The organism is Pseudomonas sp. BN607, assembly GCF_029871175.1.
GTDB lineage: Bacteria > Pseudomonadota > Gammaproteobacteria > Pseudomonadales > Pseudomonadaceae > Aquipseudomonas.
In genome coordinates, this window is the sequence record NZ_SSOE01000030.1 from 101,179 (window position 1) to 120,007 (window position 18,829).

20 protein-coding genes are annotated in these 18,829 nt (G+C 58.8%); 18 read left to right on the forward strand and 2 right to left on the reverse strand.

Annotated features, from left to right (window positions below; genetic code table 11):
• Positions 1 to 28 precede the first annotated feature (28 nt).
• The 7 genes from E8E68_RS08095 to E8E68_RS08125 all read left to right on the forward strand — a co-directional run bounded on the left by E8E68_RS08095 (position 29) and on the right by E8E68_RS08125 (position 6,633).
• On the forward strand, positions 29 to 781 hold the full coding sequence (locus tag E8E68_RS08095) for a 2-phosphosulfolactate phosphatase (protein WP_280340557.1): 753 nt from the start codon (positions 29 to 31) through the stop codon (positions 779 to 781).
• 57 nt (positions 782 to 838) lie between these two features.
• Complete coding sequence (bktB, locus tag E8E68_RS08100; RefSeq protein ID WP_280340559.1) at positions 839 to 2,023, forward strand: beta-ketothiolase BktB; 1,185 nt, start codon at positions 839 to 841, stop codon at positions 2,021 to 2,023.
• 10 nt (positions 2,024 to 2,033) lie between these two features.
• Positions 2,034 to 2,891, forward strand: a complete 858-nt coding sequence (locus tag E8E68_RS08105; protein WP_159266437.1) for a 3-hydroxybutyryl-CoA dehydrogenase — start codon at positions 2,034 to 2,036, stop codon at positions 2,889 to 2,891.
• A gap of 61 nt (positions 2,892 to 2,952) precedes the next feature.
• A complete protein-coding gene (locus E8E68_RS08110) occupies positions 2,953 to 3,726 on the forward strand; it encodes an enoyl-CoA hydratase (RefSeq protein WP_159266438.1) in 774 nt (257 codons plus the stop codon).
• 160 nt (positions 3,727 to 3,886) lie between these two features.
• Entirely contained in the window at positions 3,887 to 5,038 is a 1,152-nt protein-coding gene (locus E8E68_RS08115; protein WP_280340561.1) for an acyl-CoA dehydrogenase family protein, read from the forward strand.
• Between the two features lie 43 nt (positions 5,039 to 5,081).
• Positions 5,082 to 6,110 carry an NADPH:quinone oxidoreductase family protein gene (locus tag E8E68_RS08120; RefSeq protein WP_280340563.1) on the forward strand — a complete coding sequence of 343 codons (1,029 nt, stop codon included), beginning with the start codon at positions 5,082 to 5,084 and terminating at the stop codon, positions 6,108 to 6,110.
• Positions 6,100 to 6,633, forward strand: coding sequence for a nuclear transport factor 2 family protein (locus E8E68_RS08125; protein ID WP_159266440.1), 534 nt, complete (start codon positions 6,100 to 6,102; stop codon positions 6,631 to 6,633). Before E8E68_RS08120 ends, E8E68_RS08125 begins: the two co-directional genes overlap by 11 nt.
• Before the next feature lie 66 nt (positions 6,634 to 6,699).
• On the opposite strand, the gene E8E68_RS08130 is transcribed toward E8E68_RS08125, so the two are convergent.
• A complete protein-coding gene (locus tag E8E68_RS08130; protein WP_280340566.1) occupies positions 6,700 to 7,464 on the reverse strand; it encodes a tyrosine-protein phosphatase in 765 nt (254 codons plus the stop codon).
• A gap of 519 nt (positions 7,465 to 7,983) precedes the next feature.
• On the opposite strand from E8E68_RS08130, the gene E8E68_RS08135 reads away from it, so the two are divergent.
• The 9 genes from E8E68_RS08135 to E8E68_RS08175 all read left to right on the forward strand — a co-directional run bounded on the left by E8E68_RS08135 (position 7,984) and on the right by E8E68_RS08175 (position 15,516).
• Complete coding sequence (locus tag E8E68_RS08135) at positions 7,984 to 8,895, forward strand: hypothetical protein (protein WP_280340568.1); 912 nt, start codon at positions 7,984 to 7,986, stop codon at positions 8,893 to 8,895.
• Between the two features lie 92 nt (positions 8,896 to 8,987).
• The gene (locus tag E8E68_RS08140) at positions 8,988 to 9,203 is read left to right on the forward strand and encodes an AlpA family transcriptional regulator (RefSeq protein WP_010799440.1); all 216 of its coding nucleotides are present in this window, start codon (positions 8,988 to 8,990) and stop codon (positions 9,201 to 9,203) included.
• 4 nt (positions 9,204 to 9,207) lie between these two features.
• The gene (locus E8E68_RS08145) at positions 9,208 to 10,095 is read left to right on the forward strand and encodes a ParA family protein (protein ID WP_280340570.1); all 888 of its coding nucleotides are present in this window, start codon (positions 9,208 to 9,210) and stop codon (positions 10,093 to 10,095) included.
• A gap of 89 nt (positions 10,096 to 10,184) precedes the next feature.
• Positions 10,185 to 11,756, forward strand: coding sequence for a ParB family protein (locus E8E68_RS08150; protein ID WP_280340572.1), 1,572 nt, complete (start codon positions 10,185 to 10,187; stop codon positions 11,754 to 11,756).
• Between the two features lie 16 nt (positions 11,757 to 11,772).
• The gene (locus E8E68_RS08155; RefSeq protein WP_280340574.1) at positions 11,773 to 12,324 is read left to right on the forward strand and encodes a DUF2857 domain-containing protein; all 552 of its coding nucleotides are present in this window, start codon (positions 11,773 to 11,775) and stop codon (positions 12,322 to 12,324) included.
• The gene (locus E8E68_RS08160; RefSeq protein ID WP_280340576.1) at positions 12,318 to 13,511 is read left to right on the forward strand and encodes an STY4528 family pathogenicity island replication protein; all 1,194 of its coding nucleotides are present in this window, start codon (positions 12,318 to 12,320) and stop codon (positions 13,509 to 13,511) included. Before E8E68_RS08155 ends, E8E68_RS08160 begins: the two co-directional genes overlap by 7 nt.
• Before the next feature lie 324 nt (positions 13,512 to 13,835).
• Entirely contained in the window at positions 13,836 to 14,591 is a 756-nt protein-coding gene (locus E8E68_RS08165; RefSeq protein WP_280340578.1) for a PFL_4669 family integrating conjugative element protein, read from the forward strand.
• Positions 14,588 to 15,091, forward strand: a complete 504-nt coding sequence (locus E8E68_RS08170; protein WP_280340580.1) for a DUF3158 family protein — start codon at positions 14,588 to 14,590, stop codon at positions 15,089 to 15,091. Before E8E68_RS08165 ends, E8E68_RS08170 begins: the two co-directional genes overlap by 4 nt.
• Positions 15,088 to 15,516, forward strand: coding sequence for a single-stranded DNA-binding protein (locus tag E8E68_RS08175; RefSeq protein WP_280340582.1), 429 nt, complete (start codon positions 15,088 to 15,090; stop codon positions 15,514 to 15,516). Before E8E68_RS08170 ends, E8E68_RS08175 begins: the two co-directional genes overlap by 4 nt.
• A gap of 44 nt (positions 15,517 to 15,560) precedes the next feature.
• Here the strand turns inward: E8E68_RS08175 and E8E68_RS08180 are convergent, their stop codons facing one another.
• On the reverse strand, positions 15,561 to 15,800 hold the full coding sequence (locus tag E8E68_RS08180) for a hypothetical protein (RefSeq protein WP_280340584.1): 240 nt from the start codon (positions 15,798 to 15,800) through the stop codon (positions 15,561 to 15,563).
• 140 nt (positions 15,801 to 15,940) lie between these two features.
• On the opposite strand from E8E68_RS08180, the gene E8E68_RS08185 reads away from it, so the two are divergent.
• On the forward strand, positions 15,941 to 16,282 hold the full coding sequence (locus E8E68_RS08185) for a helix-turn-helix transcriptional regulator (RefSeq protein WP_070095595.1): 342 nt from the start codon (positions 15,941 to 15,943) through the stop codon (positions 16,280 to 16,282).
• A 111-nt stretch (positions 16,283 to 16,393) separates the two neighbouring features.
• On the forward strand, positions 16,394 to 18,373 hold the full coding sequence (locus E8E68_RS08190; protein WP_280340587.1) for a DNA topoisomerase III: 1,980 nt from the start codon (positions 16,394 to 16,396) through the stop codon (positions 18,371 to 18,373).
• Positions 18,374 to 18,829 lie beyond the last annotated feature (456 nt).

Below are 18,829 nucleotides of genomic sequence, written 5' to 3' on the forward strand. Positions count from 1 at the left end.
TTAATCATCTTTTGAATCAGGTGTCGCTATGAAGCCAAAGCTGACCACCACATTCCGCATCGAAGATGTTGACCCAGGCAGGATGTCCGTCAATGTGGCAGTACTGATTGACGTGATTGGCACTACTTCGGTGCTCAGCCATGCACTCGAGCACGGCGCTAGCGCGGTTCACGTGATGCACTCGGAGTTGGATGCCCATCGCAGAGCTCAGCAGTGGTCTAAAGACCCCGACAATACTGAGCCGTTAATCCATTGCAAAGGGTGGGATGAATCGGGCCAGTTTAGGCCCGTGGTTCACGGCCAGCAGTGGGTAATAACCAGTGGGACGTATGCCTTGATACAGCTGGCAGCGAGTGCTCAGTATATGTATGCCGCCTCGCTACTCAACGCATCTGCGGTAGTGGCCCGACTTCTGGCACATGAAGAGCCAAACGTCGACTTCCTCTGCGCAAGCCCTGTTGGAAGGTTGAACCTAATCGACCTCTACACCACGGGTTATTTGATCGAGCAATTGATTAACGCCAGGCCGAATGAATGGGTCCTCAGCGAGAGTTCTCGTATCGCAGTCGCCGTGTACCACGAATATCGTTCATCGATCTGTCGCTGCATCGCCGACAGTCATGGAGGCAGAGCCGGTGACATCCAAATCAGCCGCGATGCTGCTCAGTTTATCGCTCGAATCGATCAACACAGCTGCCTGCCTATCTACAAAGGCGACAACATCTTTGTGGACGACCTTGCGGTTGCCCGGCGCCCCCTCATGCATACGTTGCGTCACTGACACATGACTGCGCTTTACCACCGCCGGTTTAGCTAGCTCTTGCAATAAGGACTCACGATGAATAATCCAGATGTATTCGTTGTCAGCGCCATGCGCACCGCCATCGGCAGTTATGGAGGGTCGCTAAAAAATCTACCGCTATCCGATCTTGCGACGGTCGCCGTGAGTGCAGCAATAAAGAAAGCGGACATTGACCCCCACCAAGTGGGTCACGTCGTCATGGGAAATGTGATCCCCACTGAGCCCCGTGACGCATACCTCTCGCGGGTAGCGGCGCTCAATGCTGGTGTGCCGAAAGAGGTACCCGCCTTCAATGTGAATCGCCTCTGCGGCTCCGGTCTACAGGCGTTGGTTTCGGCCGCTCAGTGTCTCTGGCTCGGTGACACTGAAGTTGCAATTGCTGCCGGTGCTGAGTCAATGAGCCGCGCACCTTATGTTCAAGCGCAAACACGTTGGGGTGCGCGCATGGGGGACATTGAAACCATCGACTATATGCTTGGCATACTGCATGACCCCTTCCAGAAAATGCACATGGGGATAACGGCAGAAAATATTGCCCAGCGTTTTGGCATCAGCAGGGATGAGCAGGACTTGCTGGCGATGGAAAGTCAGCGTCGGGCCCTCCACGCCATCGTGCACGGTCACTTCACCGAGCAAATCATCGCAGTTGAAATTCACGAGCGGCAAGCAGTACGCCAGTTCGCCATCGACGAGCACCCGCGTGACATTTCGCTTGAACAGTTAAGCCGGATGAAGCCGGCGTTTCTCGATCACGGTTCGGTAACACCAGGTAATGCCTCAGGGCTGAACGATGGTGCCGCCGCGCTGTTGCTTGCAACCAGCGCTGCACTGCGGAGTAACAGCGCACTCAAGCCAATGGCGCGCGTGGTTGCTCATGCTCATGCAGGTGTCGAACCTGAGTTTATGGGCCTTGGGCCCATCCCTGCGACCAAGCTGGCACTAAAGCGGGCGGGGCTAAGCATTACCGACATTGACGTAATTGAGTCCAATGAAGCCTTTGCCGCACAGGCGTGTGCTGTCGCCAAAGAGTTGGACTTCGACCCAGCCAAAGTCAATCCCAATGGATCGGGCATTTCATTGGGGCATCCGGTTGGTGCCACTGGGGCAATTATCGCGACCAAAGCGATCCATGAACTGCACCGCACCGGGGGGCGCTATGCCTTGGCAACCATGTGCATTGGTGGTGGGCAAGGTATCGCAGTCATTTTTGAACGGGCATGAGGTTTTAACGATGACGATTGAGCACATCGCAGTGATCGGCGCAGGTACGATGGGCAATGGAATTGCGCAAGTCTGCGCGTTGGCAGGGTATCAGGTAACGTTGATCGACCTGACCCAACAGGCCTTAGACAGTGGCCTTGCAACGCTAACCAGCAACCTGGAACGGCAACTTCGCAAGGAGCAGATCAGCGCCGCCGATATGTCTGGTGCGATGCAGCGAATTCGGCTGTCCATGGACTACAGTGTGATGCGCTCGGCCCAGCTGGTCATCGAAGCAGCCACTGAAAACCTCCCTGTCAAAAAACAGATTCTCAAGCAGATCGAGCAGGTTGTCAGCCCTACGTGCCTGATTGCCACCAACACATCTTCGTTATCAATTACCGAGCTGGCGGCAGTCGTCGATCTCCCTGAGCGTGTCATCGGGATGCATTTTTTCAACCCGGTGCCCGTCATGACCCTAGTTGAAGTCGTGCGCGGCTTACAAACCGCCGACACCACCCATTCGGCCGCTATACGCGTTGTAGAGCGCATTGGCAAGCAAGCCATCTCAGCGCGCAACAGCCCAGGCTTCGCAGTCAATCGCATCCTTTGCCCGATGATCAACGAAGCCGTTTTTGCGCTTCAGGAAGGGCTTGCCACTGCAGAGGAAATCGATCTAGGCATGCGGCTGGGGTGTAACCAGCCTATCGGGCCGTTGGCCTTGGCGGACTTGATCGGGTTGGACACTCTACTCGCTGTAATGCAGAGCTTCCAAGGTGGATTCAACGATCCCAAATACCGCCCTGCTCCTCTGCTCAAAGAAATGGTGGACGCAGGCTACCTAGGCCGCAAGACCGGCAAAGGCTTTTTCTCGTATCACGACATTTGAGCGCTGCAGCGCAAGCCCTCGCACAATAAAAAGGCACACCCTGAATGGGAGAGTAGCAACCATGCATTTTGAAACCCTGCTGTTGGAAACTCATGGGCGTGTTGGTCTCATCACTTTGAACCGCCCCGCTGTACTGAATGCGTTGAGCTCGCAGACTATCGCCGAGATCAATCTGGCGCTGGATGAGTTGGAGCACAATCCGGCAATTGGCTGCATGGTGATCACCGGCTCGAGCAAAGCATTCGCTGCAGGCGCCGATATCAAGGAAATGGCCGATTTCGCCGCCCCACAGGTTTTTTTGGACGATTTCTTTTCCGCCGCAGACCGCATCGCCGCCCGCCGCAAGCCGTTGATCGCTGCCGTGGCAGGCTACGCCCTTGGCGGAGGCTGTGAAGTCGCGCTGATGTGCGATTTTATCTATGCCGCAGAAAATGCACGTTTTGGCTTACCTGAAATCACGCTGGGAGTAATTCCTGGGATCGGCGGAACGCAACGTCTGAGTCGGGCTGTGGGTAAAGCCAAAGCAATGGAGATGTGCATGACCGGGCGGCAGATGAATGCCGCAGAAGCAGAGCAGACAGGGCTGGTCGCTCGTACTTTCCCGGTCGAAACGTTGCTCGAAGAAACTCTGAAAACGGCCAACAAGATCGCTGAGCTTTCGCTGCCGGCAGTGATGATGCTCAAAGAAAGCCTCAACCGGGCCTTCGAGTCATCGCTTTCTGAAGGTGTTCGTTTTGAGCGACGGATGTTCCATTCGACTTTTGCAAACCAGGATCAGAAAGAAGGCATGCGCGCATTCGTTGAGAAACGCCCTGCCCGCTTTAAGCACTGCTGATCATCGTAAAAGTGCTGGTGTGAGTGCGCCTTATTAATCCAATCTCGCCAGCACTCGCAACCAGATCGGCCCTTCAGGTTCAGATGTTCTCAGCACTCGAGCCTAACCACGCACTCCCGTGCTGAATGGCCATTCATGCTCATATCAAGGGATACCTCACATGCATGACCTGGAACTGAGTGAAGATCAACGGATGATTCGCGACATGGCAAAGGCATTTGCGCGCGGCGAAATTGCCCCAAATGCCCAGCGCATGGAAAAGGACGGATGGATACCCGATGACTTGGTAGCCCAGATGGGGGATCTGGGCCTGCTGGGCATGGTTGTGCCAGAACAGTGGGGCGGTACTTACGTTGACTATGTCGCCTATGCCCTTGCGGTGGAAGAAGTCTCTGCAGGTGACGCAGCCACCGGTGCTCTCATGAGCATTCACAATTCCGTAGGATGCGGCCCAATACTCAACTACGGCAGCACGGCACAGAAAGAAACCTGGCTGAATGCGCTGGCGACAGGCAAAGCCATTGGGTGCTTCTGTCTGACCGAACCCCACGCAGGCTCTGAGGCTCACAACCTGCGTACCCGTGCAGAGCTACAAGGTCATCAATGGGTCCTCAATGGAGCCAAGCAATTCGTGAGCAATGGGCGGCGCGCCAAGCTGGCCATCGTTTTTGCTGTGACCGACCCAGAACTTGGCAAAAAGGGGCTATCGGCGTTTCTCGTGCCAACTGATACGCCTGGTTTCGTGGTAGACCGTACTGAACACAAGCTAGGAATTCGCGCTTCTGACACCTGTGCGGTGACTTTGACTGATTGCAGGATTGACCACGGCAACCTGCTTGGGAGCCGAGGTAAAGGTTTGGCCATAGCATTATCGAACCTAGAAGGCGGCAGGATTGGTATAGGTGCACAAGCACTGGGAGTTGCCCGTGCAGCCTTTGAAGCAGCCCTGCTCTACGCCCGCGAACGCTCTCAATTCGGTAAAGCCATTGTCGAGCATCAAAGTATTGCCAACATGCTCGCTGACATGCATATGCAAATCAACGCGGCTCGATTACTCGTGTTGCACGCGGCGCGTCTAAAATCTGCCGGCCTTCCGTGCCTTACACAAGCCTCACAGGCAAAGCTCTTTGCCTCGGAAATGGCCGAGCGGGTTTGCTCTCACGCTGTGCAGATCCATGGAGGCTATGGCTACCTTGAAGACTACCCGGTTGAGCGGTACTACCGCGATGCACGCATCACGCAGATCTATGAGGGCTCAAGCGAAATCCAACGCTTGGTGATCGCGCGTGAACTCAGAAACTATTCATTTTGATCATCGCAGCCGTCCCGTGATGTCTACGCAGTGAGGAGACTCCATGAGCATGAAAACGTCGATGTCGGCCATCGTTTGTGCGCAGTATGGTCAACCACACGACCTGCGCCTAGCAACGGTCCAAACGCCCGTGCTGGCTGATAACGAGGTGCGCATCCAGGTCGCGGTTGCAGGTATCAATTTTCCGGACAGCTTGATTATCAAGGGTGAATACCAAGTCAAGCCGCCACTACCTTTCACCCCTGGATTCGAAGTGACTGGCAAGGTCATCGAAACGGGGCCAACCGTTACCAACATAGCCGTAGGTCAACGAGTGATGGCACTAGCGAGCAAAGGCTATGGAGCGTTCGCCGAGGAGGTTGCTGCGAATGCCCACGAGGTAGTCCCCATTCCGAATGGACTGGACTATCACTCTGCGGCAGCGCTGTTTGTCGCCTACGGCACTGCGTTTCATGCCTTGGTCCAGCGCGCGAATCTACAAGCCGGAGAAACGCTTGTTGTGTTGGGAGCCTCAGGTGGCGTCGGGCTCGCTGCGGTTGAGTTAGGCAAAGCCCTGGGAGCGAACGTCATTGCCGTTTGCCGCACACACCAGCGTGCCTTGCCCGCCCAGACAAAGGGGGCAGATCATGTCATCGCTTACGACGACGAAGACATACGCAACGGCGTACTGCAGGCCACTGATGGCCGAGGGGCCGATGTATGCATCGATATGTTGGGTGGTCAGGCGTTCCATGCTATGTCACGTTCGATGAACTGGGGCGGACGGTTGCTGATTGTCGGCTTTACCAGCGGAGAAATCCCCCAGTTATCAATGAACCTTCCCCTTCTCAAAGGCTATCAAGTCATCGGAGTGTACTGGGGGCAGTTCCTTGCTCGCTCACCCGACCTCAATGAGCAAAACTTCCGAGCGTTGGCCACGTTGATCGACACCGGCAAGATCACGCCTCATATTGCCGGGCGCTACCCACTCACAAGGGTACCTGACGCTCTGACTGCACTCCTCTCGCGAGAGGTAGCGGGAAAGTTACTGATTGATGTAACAGGACAACAGGAGGTCATGCATGCAAGCTGAATTCCAATCATTATTGGACAAGCAACAAATCTATGAAGTGCTCGCGACCTACTGCCGTGGCGTCGATCGCTGTGATGTCGAACTGGTCCGTTCCGCCTACCATCCGGACAGCTATGATGATCATGGGTATTGGGCTGGTCCGGGGTGGGAGTTCGCCGACTTCGTTGTACAGCGGCTGATGGAAGCCAACACTGCCACCATGCACTCTCTGGGAAATGTCCTGATCGACATTACTGAAGACGGCATCGCGCGGTCGGAAGCATACGTGACCGTCACGCTGGTACGTCGCAATACCAACCCACCCAAAGCAGATGTCATGGGTGCACGCTATGTTGACAGGCTGTCCAAGCGTGAAGGTTTATGGAAGATTGAAGAGCGCACTGTAGTATTAGACTGGACCAAAGTTGAGACTTGGGATGATACTGCCGCAGCGATTCCACTGGATCAGTTTGCCTGGGGAGAACGTGGTAACAGGCGTGATCCTACCTACGTAATGTTGCGCTTCAGCACGCTGCAAAATTGAATATAGGATGGGGCTTGCCAAGATCTTAAACTAAGCATTTACCTTCAAGGTTCCTATCATTTCGTATCACGCCAGCAAAAAACGTTCCAACCGCCGTAGATCAGCAAAGGTAAGACCTAGACCGCCCAGCAAAAATAGTTCACTGCTCCCATATACGCGATCAATGACGTCGAACGCAGCCTGCAGATACTCCGCAGATGCAGATTTTATAATAGCCATAACTTCAGGCTCCACTTCCTCACCCAACATAAATGACAAGTCACGGCGGTAGTCATTGGTAAGAAGATAGTCTTGCATGATAGTTTCTCGGGATACTCCGAGTGCCATCAATACCACGGCAATGGCAAAACCGGTACGGTCCTTACCGCTTGTACAGTGGATGAGGGCTGGATAACTGTGTTCCTGTAGCAAAACTTGTAAGACTTGAGCAAAATGCTTGCACTGTGTGGTTGGTAAATGCCTATACATCGAGCATAGTGATTCTCGGGCTTGGGCTGCATCAATACTGCGAGAACGCACAGCTTCGAATAAGCATGTAGCACCGTGGGGCAGAAAACCAAGTGCATGAGTCCGCCCGCCCCAGCTCGGCAACAGCCGATTGGGCTTTGCGAGGCGCTCGCTGTTATGTCGCAGATCGATTACAGAACGAAGCCTCAAAGCCTGGATTGCCGACATATCCTTGGCTGTTAGCTCAGCCAGCGAATCAGAACGATATAACACCCCACCTTTGATCTGACGCCCACAAGAAGCCTCATACCCCCCCATATCACGAAAGTTCACAGCACCATCAAGCGCCAACCGACGCGTGACGTAGGTTTTGTCTGAGTTCATGAAGCGACAACCTCTTACAAATGCACCGATGAATGTACACAAGTTCAGGGTTTTTGACATCCCTGATCTGTGATCGATCACCCCAGTTCAGGGGTGCGGTGCTTACTCAAGCCTTTCAACCATGTTCTGGATCAGCCGAGGTTCGTCTGCTTTCCTAAGTTTTCAGCGTTTCCAGCAGCCACCTTGGCTTGACGAGTGCACGCTGGCAGTATCAAACCAGGGGTGAGATTAATCCAAATCAACTAATTTTTTTCGCAGACTCTCCCACACACCGCGTGGTCGCCAGCGATTACCAAGACGTTAGCAGGGCCAAGGAAACGGCTGCTGACTCGTGACAGAGATATCGAGTTGCGGTACGACGACCCTAAGCTTTGCACGCCACGATAAGGTCGGATAAGCCGTATGTTATCTAACCTATTGAGTAGCCTGAGCTAGAAGGTTGCCAGGCCCGGTTGAGATCCCCGCCTCCCGCCCCTGTTTTGAGAGAGATGAGGTTGGTTAATCGCGTCGAAACCCGTCGTGAACACAATCAGCAAGCCGAACCAATTAAAAAACCTCAGGTCATCACCATTGGATCCAAAAAACGTATTTGAATCAGTGATGATTGACAGAAGCTGGCAAACGTTGCCCCTGCCAGCGATCAGGAGGTTTTTCAGCAGGAGGCTGCTAGCCATGGACTCAGTTAGGAGCTGCTATCACCCTATCGATGCCGCCATCCTTTGGTGCGACCTCACCGACCACACAGCGGAGATCTTGCAGGTCGAGATCTCTCATTCCGGTGAGCTACTCAGGCATTTTCCACAGTGGCCCTTCCTTCACTTCCATGTGGAGCAAATTTACGAGGCTATAGCCTGCGGCGAGCTACCGGCAACCTTCTTAGGAGGTCCGATTACGCCTAGCAACCCTACCGAACGCGTGTATTGGTCTATTCGTCGGCCGGATCTGCGGGCGTGGTTTGCGCTGAACCACCCTGAAGATAAACCCTCGTTTCTATTCCCCAAGAACACCGACCACCTAGAGTGCGTGAATCTCAGCGTTTTTATGGCTGTGCAAGCCGAGCGAGACTTTTACGCGCGCGAATACGAAAAAATGCATCAGGCTTTTGATTCGCTCGTCGAAGAGATGGCTGCCTATAAAGCGCAAGAGCACGAATTGGCATCACAGTTTGTGGCAGCTGGGCCTGCATCCGAGGCATCCACCAAGGTGCACCACACGATTATTGGCGCCCTGCTCGCGGTCATGCTGGAAAAGTCGAAAAGCGGCCAACCGCGATCAATCTACAAAACCCAGACTGCGGTAGTCGATGCCATCACTACCCTGTTCCCCGGTATTGCTGGGTTGAGCAAACGCACCCTTGATCGGAAATTTGCACAGGCTCGCCGTCTGTTAGCCCAGGCGGTAGAGGCAGAACACCGAATTGCCAGGCAATGACCGCCATTGCCTGGCAATGATTTTCTAAACCAACCGGCCTTCACTGACAGTCACATCCCACTGGGCGCCACATGGCGCTAAGGAGTGACACCATGCAACCTGCCAGCCCTGCCCCAGCTTCCGCCGATCGCCACATCATGCGCCGCGATGAGGTGGAACAGAAAACCGGCTTCAAACGCTCACATATCTACAACCTGATGAAGGCCGGACTATTCCCGCAATGTCGACGCATCGGCACGCGCGCGGTGGGTTGGGACTCGCTGGAGATCGAGCAGTGGGTTCAGGATCGCCTGTCTGTTCGGGAGTAGTGCCATGAAAGTCCTTTCACTGATCTCAACCAAGGGTGGCGCCGGCAAGACCACGGTTGCCGCTAACCTCGGCGGCCTACTTGCCGACGCCGGCTTGCAGGTGCTGCTGCTCGACCTGGACAGTCAACCGACGTTGTCCAGCTACTACGCCCTGTGCGAATCCCGTGAAGCGGGCAGCTACGAACTGATCTCGCAGCGGCTCACGGTTGCCGAACAGATCATTTCCGAAACCGCCATCCCACGGCTTGAACTGATCGTTTCCAATGACCGCGCCGGGCACCTGGGCACCGTACTGCTGCACGCGCCTGATGGCCGACTGCGCCTGCGCAACCTGCTGCCAGCGTTCGCTGATCGCTACGATGTGCTCATCGTCGACACCCAGGGGGCACGCAGCGTGGTCGTAGAGATGGCCATCCTCGCCTCCGATTGTGCGCTATGCCCGTTGCCACCGGAAATGCTCGCGGCACGCGAACTGCGCCGCGGCACGCTCGGCCTGTTCGAAGAGCTGGAACCCTACCGCTACCTTGGCGTGGACTTGCCCCCGGTGAAACTGCTGCTCAATCAGGTGAACGCCAATCGGCGGGACACCTGCCTGATCATGCAGAGCCTGCGCAACACCTTTGCCGCCGACCCGCATGTCAGCGTCTGCAACACGGTGATTCCCGATCGCGTCGCGTACCTCAATGCCGCGTCATTGGGACTGCCGGTGCATCGGGTCGAGTCGAAAGCCGCCCCTCGATCGCGCAGTCGCTGCGCGGCCGATGTCATGCGGGCACTGGCCAATGAACTGTTCCCTGAGTGGGAGCAGCGACTGGCCCAGACCAGGATCCGTGCGCGCTCTTATCCCAACAGCGTTGCCTCAGTGGAATGCATCACCGGCCGACCAGCTTAGTGCCACGTTCATCCCTCGCTGCCTCACTCACGCGGCCGATCGGAAAGGCCTGGGCAGTCCGTCTGCATTGACAGATCAAGGGCAAGTTCATGAAACCGCCAACCTCCGAAGACATCACGCGCCAGCTCCAGCACGGGCACTTCCCACAGCGGGCAACACAGCTGCCGCCCACCGATCCCGACTGCGATACACCGATGGTCGTGACCCTGGAGCAACTGCGGCCCTACGAGCACAACCCGCGCTTCATCCGTAACCCGTTATACGAGGAATTGAAGGCCTCCATCCGCGACCGCGGCCTGGATCAGCCCCCATCCATCACACGCAGACCCGGTGAGCCGCAGTTCATCATCCGCAACGGTGGCAACACCCGCCTGAGTATCCTCGGTGAGCTGTGGCAGGAAACCCGCGAGGACCGCTTCTTCCGCATCCACTGCTTGTTTCGCCCCTGGCAGTCGGAACTGCATACGCTGCTGGGCCATCTGGCCGAAAGTGACCTGCACGGCCAACTCACCTTCATCGAGCGTGCACTGGCCGTGGCCAAGTTCCGCGACATGCTGCTGATAGACGGCAGTAGCCTGAGTCAACGCGAACTGGCGGCGCAACTATCCGCCGGCGGCTACCCGATCTCGCAATCGCACATCAGCCGGATGCTGGACACGCTGGAGCACCTGCTGCCGGCTATCCCGCAGACCTTGTACGCCGGCTTAGGCAGACCTTCGATCGAGCGAACCCTTAGCCTGCGTCGACGTGCCGAATCGGTGTGGAATCGATACGTTGCGACACAGTTGGATTTCACCGCGCTATGGTTGGAGGTGCTGTCCACGTTCGACTGCACAACCGCCGAGCTGGACACCGCCGAGCTGCAGGACGAACTGCTCGCACAGATGGCGAAATCCTTGGACCAGTCACCACGCCTGCTGGCGTTGGAGCTGATCCAGGATAGCGGCCAGCCATCACGTCAGCCACTGACGCCCGACCTGTCCCTGCCCCCGCCGCTGAGCGTGGGCCAAGACACCGATAGCACTTTCAGCAGTGAGCCAGAAGTCCACACAGAGCTCGACTCACCGGAACCGGCCTGCCCTCTGCAACCTGCTGACAGGAAGCCAGAACAGGCAGACCTGACGCAGCCTCCCGCCGCCGCCCGTGAACAGATAGATAGTCCCACTGCGCCACCGCCCGCTCAGTCTGCCGATCTCGGCAATGCTGGGCTTCAGTGCTTGCCCGATTCACTAGATGCCCTCTGGCCGATACCGCCCGCTCTGGAAGATCTGGAGCAACTGCGCCACGCCTGCGCGCAACTGGCCAGCGAACTGGCCGGCTACGCCAATGCACCACACATGGTCTGCGCCACGGAGGAAGGCCTGGGCTTCTCGTTGGCGCCCGATACAGCAGCGCCTTCGACACCCCACCGCACCGGTATTCAACTGCTGTTGGGCGCGCTGCTGCGCGTGCAGGACGACGTTGCTTGGGAGCAACGTCAGCAGCTCCCGGCAGCGCTGTTTGGTCAACTGCTGCTGGGTGTCTACGACCTGCCACTGATCGAGCGCCCAGCGCTCGCGATCGGGATTGAGCGGCTCCCCGATCCTCAATTGGCGCAACTGTTTTCACTTATACGGCTCTCTCGACGCCTGATCGAACTCACGCTGTCGTCCACCCGCTGACACCCGGAGGTGCCGCATGAGCACGTCGTTCAATCTGCTGAACCACGCCATGTTGAACCAGGTCCTGCATGAACTGCGCCATGGCCGACTGCAACGGTGCAAGGCCTTGGGCCTCGGCGACGAGGACATCGAGGTGCTGCAGTCGCTGCCGCCCACGACCTTGTCCCACCTGGCGCATTCGACGATCGCCTGGGTCGAGATCAAGGTCGACACCACGGTGCTGCGTCGCCTGATCGCCCAGGCCGAACGCGACGAACTGAACGAGCGTCTGATCAACCGTGCCCTCAAGCTCGGGGCGAGTTCGAACATCATGTACCGCTGTTTCGGCCTCGACCATTCCGACACGGCGTTGCGTCGGCGAATCCTGAAGATCGAGACCCATCGCGGTCGCCCTGTCCAGCTCAGCGAAGCGCAGGAACATGCCGTGTGGAACCGTTGGCGCCAGTTGCGAGCTGAAGATCCGGACAACGAGCCGCTGGACGCGATGATGATGCTGGCCGAGGAACAACAGATCAGCCTGACCCTGATCTGGCAGCAGATCGAGCTGTACGGAGGTATCCCATGCTGAACTTCTACACCGTGGACTGGGCCGATGTGGTGCGCCAGAGCATGGTCACGCTCAAGCGCTGTCTGGAGCAGGCCGAGCAAGCCAAGGCCGCCCGTGCACTGGCTGAGGGGCCGGGCTTCGTGTACCACGGCAGCCACGAACCGTTACCGCGGGGATTGCTGCAGGATCGCCGGCTCACACCCGTGGAGCGCAATCTCTGGTTGGTGCTGCGCTGGTTGATCACCGAGCGGCAGATGCGCACCCCGCGCTATCAGGACCTGCAGCCGTACCTGGCGACCAGCCCGTGTGGCGCACAGGCTTCGCGCGAGACCGTCGCCCGCGCGCTGAACGTGCTGCGCGCCACCCGCTGGCTCAGCCTGAGCGAACGTTATCGTGATGAGCAGGGTTGCCTGCGCGGTTGCGTCTACGTGCTGCACGACGCGCCACTGACGCCAGCGCAAGCCATCGACCAAGATTCCGGCTACCTGGCCCTGATCAGCCAAAACCTGTCCCATGCCACCAAAGGCGTGCGCGATCTCGCTCAACATCTCCTCCAGGAGCTGCGGGCGGATCCGGAGGTGGCTGACGAGGCCTTGACCGTGATGACCTCGCCCCCCGCAACAGGCGCTCAACAGGCTTTGCCGCTGCCGGTCGACTGCCATGCCCTGCATTCCGAACTAGGCGAGGCGCACAGCGTTCGGTCTGCCGCACTGTCCTCGGCCGATTCCGAACCCAGCGTAAAAGGCCCAGTGCCGGCTGCCGTTCGGAATCCAGCGCACGACCGTACCGTACAAAAACAAAGCAAAAAATGTACAGTACCGCCCGCCTCGGCCGATGGCAGCGCCGATTGGCCAGAGGGTCTGCAGCTAAGTCCGACTGAACAGCGCCGCGCAGTCCAGGCGCTGCGCCAGCTCGAGCCCGAACAGCGACAAGCGGTGATCAATGAAGCAGCCGTTCGCTGTAGCCGTGGCGACATCCGCAAGCCGATTGCGTATCTGTTGGGGCTGATCAAGCGGGCGTGCCAGGGCGACTTCACCCTGTGGGCCGCCCGTAGCGATGTACCACCAGCACCACGCAAGCGCACTCGCCAACCAGAGCCAGCTGATGAGCGCTCACGGGAGTCCGGAAGCCGTGTGGCCTCACCGCTGGCCAAGGCGTATCTGGAGCAGCTCAAGCTTCGCTGCGGTGTCGTCAACGGGGCAACCTAACAGCGCGCTGAGTCTTCCAGGTCTCCAACGTTCAGCGGACCGCAATGGATTTGATCACAGTGGCATCACTCCAGTGACGTCTTCTAGCCAGACACAATCGCTCGAGGAGTGTGATCTGCGTGTTGGCTGCCAGGTCACAGCTTTGACCAATGCCAAGATGAAATAGTTAGCTGCGTTGGCACTCAGCGGATTTGATCACAGTGGCATCAATGTGAGGACCTTCGAGAGTAGGGGCAATGTGAGCCCATCGCGTTCACATTGATCACTGCCAGGTTGCCCGAGAGCGCAGATCGTCGGCGTCATTCCGACGGCGAGGATCTGGCGATGGTCGACCACTACCAGCTCAACCTGGGCTCACTGCGCAGCAGCATCACCCTCACCCTGCATACCCATCACGCAGCACGACTGTGGCAAGGCCGTACCGCACGCGAAGGCGTGTTCGGCATCATGGGCATGGCGGGCTACATCAGCGTCACCAACCTGCTCAAGCAGGCGAGCAGTCAGGATGATCCCTTCGCCGACTGGTTCATGCTGCAGCTGGAAGACAAGCTTCTGCAGGCCAAGGCAGAGCTGCTGGCGTTGACCGAACAAGTCAAACTGGTCGAGCGCGACCTGCCCTCCCAGGTCAGCATCGGCGACAACCTGAACATTCACCCTGTCACCCTGCCCCTGTTCATCGGCAGCCAGTTGGGGTTTCTCGCCGTCTACCTCCTGACCGACTACGACGCCCTGGTACGTCGCGTCCTGCTGGCCCACCACACCGCGCTGATCGGCCGGGTCGACATGGAGCACTGGATCGATCGTGGCGCTCACCTGCTGCGCAGCCTGTTCAGCATGGCGCAGCTGTACCGGCTGGCCGGGGTCAGCCGGGATGACATGGCCGCCAACAACGCCCGCGCCCGCGAAGCAATCGACAAGTTCGGCATCCCACCCCACGACGTTCTGGAAGGCACACGGCGCTCGCAATTCGCGCCACCCATCGTGCGCACCGCCAAGCCCGCACTGCCCACTGAGACCGATCAACTTGATGAAGACGTGGAACCTTCGCCCGGCGCCCCCGCCGAAGGCGGTGAAGCATGACCCTGGCCGAAGCGATCGCCCATTGCTTGTCATCAGAAGCCTATCGCGAGCTTGAACAAAGTGCCTCTCTAAAAGGCCTTTTAAAGCCTTTTAAGGGTAAGGGGGAGCTGTTCCAGTTCGCCGAGACAATCAAACAGCTGCGCGGCGAACTCGAGACGCTGATGGCCGCGATGCTGGCGATCATGGCGCAGCCACCCTTCTCGTTGCTCGAGTTGCGACTGAGCGTCCAGCACAGCTCCCAGGGCGCCTGCTTCCTCCGCTGGCGCAGCCCGGACTTCAAGCGCATGGGCGTGGAGGTCTGGGAAGCGGCGATGGAGCATCCGTTGCTTCAGCCGGAGTTGCGCCAGGCGCTGTACCAGCTGGAGGCCAACCGGATCGTCCTAAACCTGCAGATGAGCAGCCTGAACTCGCTCTATCGCCAGGTATTCATCGGCGCCATCAAGCTCGGCTATGCCGACGACGTCCTTTCCGATTTCACCACCGAGGAGAAACACCCATGAGCACGTTCTTTGTTGGCGAAGGCAACATCGGCAGTCCTCCTGAGTTTCAGGAGTTCAACAGCAACCCGGACGAGCCAAAGCGGTTGCTGCGGCTGAATGTCTATTTCGACAACCCAGTACCGCGCGAGGGCGGCTACGAAGATCGCGGCGGCTACTGGGCCCCGGTCGAGCTCTGGCACCGCGATGCCGAGCACTGGAGCACCTTGTACCAGAAAGGCATGCGCGTCTTGGTCATGGGCCGAACGGTCAAGGATGAGTGGGAAGACAGCGAGGACAATGCCCGGGTGACATTCAAGGTCGAGGCGCGGCACATCGGCATCCTGCCCCATCGCCTGGCCGGCGTATCCATGCGCGAGAAGGCCAGTGAACATGGTGGCAGTAGCCGCAAGCGGGCCGGCAAGAAAAATACCCGCAAAGCCACCTGAGTGGGTGGACGTTAGTGGAATCAGGTTCTTCAGCGCGCTACCGCTCAGCTATTGGGCCCCACGCCGCGGGCGACGCTACGCAAGTCCCCCTCGATCAATCCTTTGACCTCCAGCAGATACTGGTCCAGGGCAAGGAACGCCCGCCAGTGCGCCGGTGCTTCCTTGACCCACTCCATCAGCCTGTCGCGCGCCGCCTGATTGTCCGGCTCCAGGTGAGTGGCCATGAACAACTCACAAGCCTTGACCGCTAGTGCATCCACTTCATGCTGTTCAAATTCGTCCAAGTCACTTCCTCCGCGTGACGGGCAGGTCACGGTATTCTCATCTGGTGATACGCCCCATTGAGTTGTCAGTCAACCTTTCAGGGCGTTCATATCTTCGGGTGGCTGGTCAACCATACGGGTTGAATTGGAGAGCCACCCCGTTGCCAGTCAAAGAGCCTAGCCCACAACACATCGGCCGCCAGTTGGCCAAGTACCGCCGTGCCCAGGGCTTTACCCAGGCGCAAGTCGGTGAACGCCTGGAGATCGGCACCGAAGCGGTGTCGCGCATGGAGCGTGGCAAGGTTGAACTGACCGTGCCCAAGCTGCTGCAGTTGGCGGATATGTATGGCTGCCCGGCCGATGAGCTGCTGCTGGCCATCAGTCCTCGGCCACAGGACCAGGGGCAAAAGATTGCCTCACTGATCAAGGACCTTGGCGAGACGGACAAGCAATTTGCCTTGGACCTTCTGCAGACCGTGACCGCGCACCTCGCGCAACGGTAAGTCGCTCTCCGCTGGCGGCTACACCGATATGATCTCGACCAGTTCAGCTTTTCCCTAGCGCTCCCCTGTGACGCGACCACCCTGTCGGTACCTGACCGAGAGGGCCACGCCATGCGCCTCTACATTTGCGAAAAACCGTCTCAAGCCCGTGACATCGCTCGGGTCCTGCAGGCCCATCGTCGCGGCGATGGATGCCTGCAGGGCGCCGGGATAACAGTGACCTGGTGCGTGGGGCACTTGCTGGAGACCGCACCACCGGAAACCTATGGCCAACAGTACAAGCGTTGGTCGCTAGAGCACCTGCCGATCATCCCGCAACACTGGCAACTGGTGGTAAAACCCAAGGTCGCCGCGCAGTTGAAGGCCATCAGCCGGCTGCTGCAAACCTGCGCCGAGGTGGTGATTGCCACCGACGCGGACCGCGAGGGCGAAATGATTGCCCGGGAGATCCTTGAGCGCTGCCAGTATCAGGGGCCGATCCTTCGCCTGTGGCTGTCCGCCCTGGATGACGCCTCGATCCGCCGGGCCCTGGAGGCGCTGCGCCCGGGGGAGCAAACCCTGCCGCTGTACCACTGTGCCCTCGCCCGGTCCCGGGCCGATTGGCTGGTTGGCATCAACCTCAGTCGCCTGTTTACCCTGCTCGGTCGCCGCGCCGGCTTCGACGGCAAGCTGCCTGTAGGTCGCGTACAGACACCGACCCTGCGCCTGGTGGTTGAGCGTGACCGCGCCATCGCCAGCTTTGTAGCCCGGCCGTTCTGGGCCGTGGACGTTGTGCTGCAGGATGACGGGGACGAGTTTGAGGCGCGCTGGCAGCCACCCGCTGCACACTGCGATGATACCGGTCGCTGCGTTGATCAAGCGGCGGCCGAGCAGGTTGCCCGCCGCCTGGCAGCTGCGCGTTCAGCACAAGTCGAGCGGGTCGACGTTGAACGCGTGACGGAGGGGCCGCCCTTGCCGTTCGACCTGGGCACGCTGCAGGAGATCTGCTCGGCCAAACTCGGCCTGGGCGCGCAGGAAACCCTCAGTGTGGCGCAGGCACTGTACGAAACCCACAAAGTCACCACCTACCCTCGCAGCGACTGTGGCTACCTACCCGAGAGCATGCTGGACGAGGTACCGCGTGTACTAAAGGCCTTGGCCGCAGCCGACCCGATGCTTGGCCAGCGCTTCAAGGAACTCGATCCGACACGGCGGTCCCGCGCCTGGAACGGCAGCAAGGTCACCGCCCACCACGGCATCATCCCCACTGCCGCGGTGATCCCGCTGGATCAGTTGTCCGAGCGGGAGCGCGCCGTATACACCCTGATCCGCGCCCGCTACCTGGCGCAGTTTCTGCCCCACCACGAATACCTGAAGACCCAGGTGCAGTTGCGCAGCCAGGCCGATCAGTTGCTGGCCCGCGGCAAGCAGATCCAGGTACGTGGCTGGAAGGCCGTGATCGACGAAGCCGACGCCAGCGAACCGACCGAGCAAACGCAGCGGCTCCCCACCTTGCAGGAAGGTGCGTCGGTTGGTGTGCGAGACGCCAAGGTCAACACGCAGCGCACCCAGCCGCCCAAACCCTACACCGAGGGCACACTGGTCAAGGCGATGAAAACCATCGCCAACCAGGTGGCCGACGTGCGCCTCAAGCAAACGTTGAAAGACAGCATTGGCATCGGCACCGAGGCCACCCGCGCCGCGATCATCCAGGGCCTGATCGATCACGGCTACTTGACCAAGAAAAAGCGCAGCCTAGCGGCCTCTGCGGCCGCCCACACGTTGATCGAGGCCGTTCCGCGTGAGGTGGCTGATCCGGTGATGACTGCGGTATGGGAACAGGCGCTGGCACGGATCGAGACCGGTCAGCTGAGTGTCGAGGCGTTTCTCGCCAAGCAATCGGCCTGGCTCACCCAGGTGGTGCGCAGCCAGGCCTCGTTGGACCTGCAGCTACCCCGTTCGAAAGGTCCAGCCTGCCCCGTGTGCCGAAGCCCTATGCGCCAGCGCAAAGGCCGCACCGGCAACTTCTGGTCCTGTGTGCGCTACCCCGACTGCAAGGGTACCAAGCCGTTGAAGGCCAGCGCGGCGCCCGCCAAACCGAAGCGTTCCTGACTGCTTGACGCTGGGGGCCGTCCCTGATGTAGTGAACAGGCCCCTCGCCGTTTGGCGACCCCAGGCCGATTCGCTCCGGGCAGCTCGGCCAGACTCGTTGAGTTCGGAGCCTCTTTCACCGCGCTGTATCGCTGTTCCAGATGTCCAAGGTTCTCGAGACGGATGACCCGTGCGACCTGCTGCAGGCTGCAGGGGTCATCCGCCTCGGCGACGATGCTCAGTGCCGGTGCCCGCCGGCGAAAGAACGGGCGCCGTTTGTGCGCGGATGCGTGCCAGTTATCCCGACCCAGGCCACGACAAGGGTCGGTTGATCAGGGTGACGCGACAGCTGAAGTGAAGCGACGACTTCGCTGTCAATGGACCGGATCAAGGGTGGCCTTTCTGTTCCTAGCCCGACAACCGTTGGGCTATTTTTTCGCGCGCTTGAATCTACTGTGTACCACCCACGCCCACACC

Coding starts and splice junctions, on each gene's coding strand:
- E8E68_RS08095 (WP_280340557.1), top strand. CDS start 29: ATGAAGCCAAAGCTGACCACCACATTCCGCATCGAAGATGTTGACCCA.
- E8E68_RS08165 (WP_280340578.1), top strand. CDS start 13,836: ATGGTCGACCACTACCAGCTCAACCTGGGCTCACTGCGCAGCAGCATC.
- E8E68_RS08160 (WP_280340576.1), top strand. CDS start 12,318: ATGCTGAACTTCTACACCGTGGACTGGGCCGATGTGGTGCGCCAGAGC.
- E8E68_RS08110 (WP_159266438.1), top strand. CDS start 2,953: ATGCATTTTGAAACCCTGCTGTTGGAAACTCATGGGCGTGTTGGTCTC.
- E8E68_RS08150 (WP_280340572.1), top strand. CDS start 10,185: ATGAAACCGCCAACCTCCGAAGACATCACGCGCCAGCTCCAGCACGGG.
- E8E68_RS08115 (WP_280340561.1), top strand. CDS start 3,887: ATGCATGACCTGGAACTGAGTGAAGATCAACGGATGATTCGCGACATG.
- E8E68_RS08120 (WP_280340563.1), top strand. CDS start 5,082: ATGAGCATGAAAACGTCGATGTCGGCCATCGTTTGTGCGCAGTATGGT.
- E8E68_RS08125 (WP_159266440.1), top strand. CDS start 6,100: ATGCAAGCTGAATTCCAATCATTATTGGACAAGCAACAAATCTATGAA.
- E8E68_RS08145 (WP_280340570.1), top strand. CDS start 9,208: ATGAAAGTCCTTTCACTGATCTCAACCAAGGGTGGCGCCGGCAAGACC.
- E8E68_RS08130 (WP_280340566.1), bottom strand. CDS start 7,464: ATGAACTCAGACAAAACCTACGTCACGCGTCGGTTGGCGCTTGATGGT.
- E8E68_RS08190 (WP_280340587.1), top strand. CDS start 16,394: ATGCGCCTCTACATTTGCGAAAAACCGTCTCAAGCCCGTGACATCGCT.
- E8E68_RS08155 (WP_280340574.1), top strand. CDS start 11,773: ATGAGCACGTCGTTCAATCTGCTGAACCACGCCATGTTGAACCAGGTC.
- E8E68_RS08140 (WP_010799440.1), top strand. CDS start 8,988: ATGCAACCTGCCAGCCCTGCCCCAGCTTCCGCCGATCGCCACATCATG.
- bktB (WP_280340559.1), top strand. CDS start 839: ATGAATAATCCAGATGTATTCGTTGTCAGCGCCATGCGCACCGCCATC.
- E8E68_RS08170 (WP_280340580.1), top strand. CDS start 14,588: ATGACCCTGGCCGAAGCGATCGCCCATTGCTTGTCATCAGAAGCCTAT.
- E8E68_RS08105 (WP_159266437.1), top strand. CDS start 2,034: ATGACGATTGAGCACATCGCAGTGATCGGCGCAGGTACGATGGGCAAT.
- E8E68_RS08175 (WP_280340582.1), top strand. CDS start 15,088: ATGAGCACGTTCTTTGTTGGCGAAGGCAACATCGGCAGTCCTCCTGAG.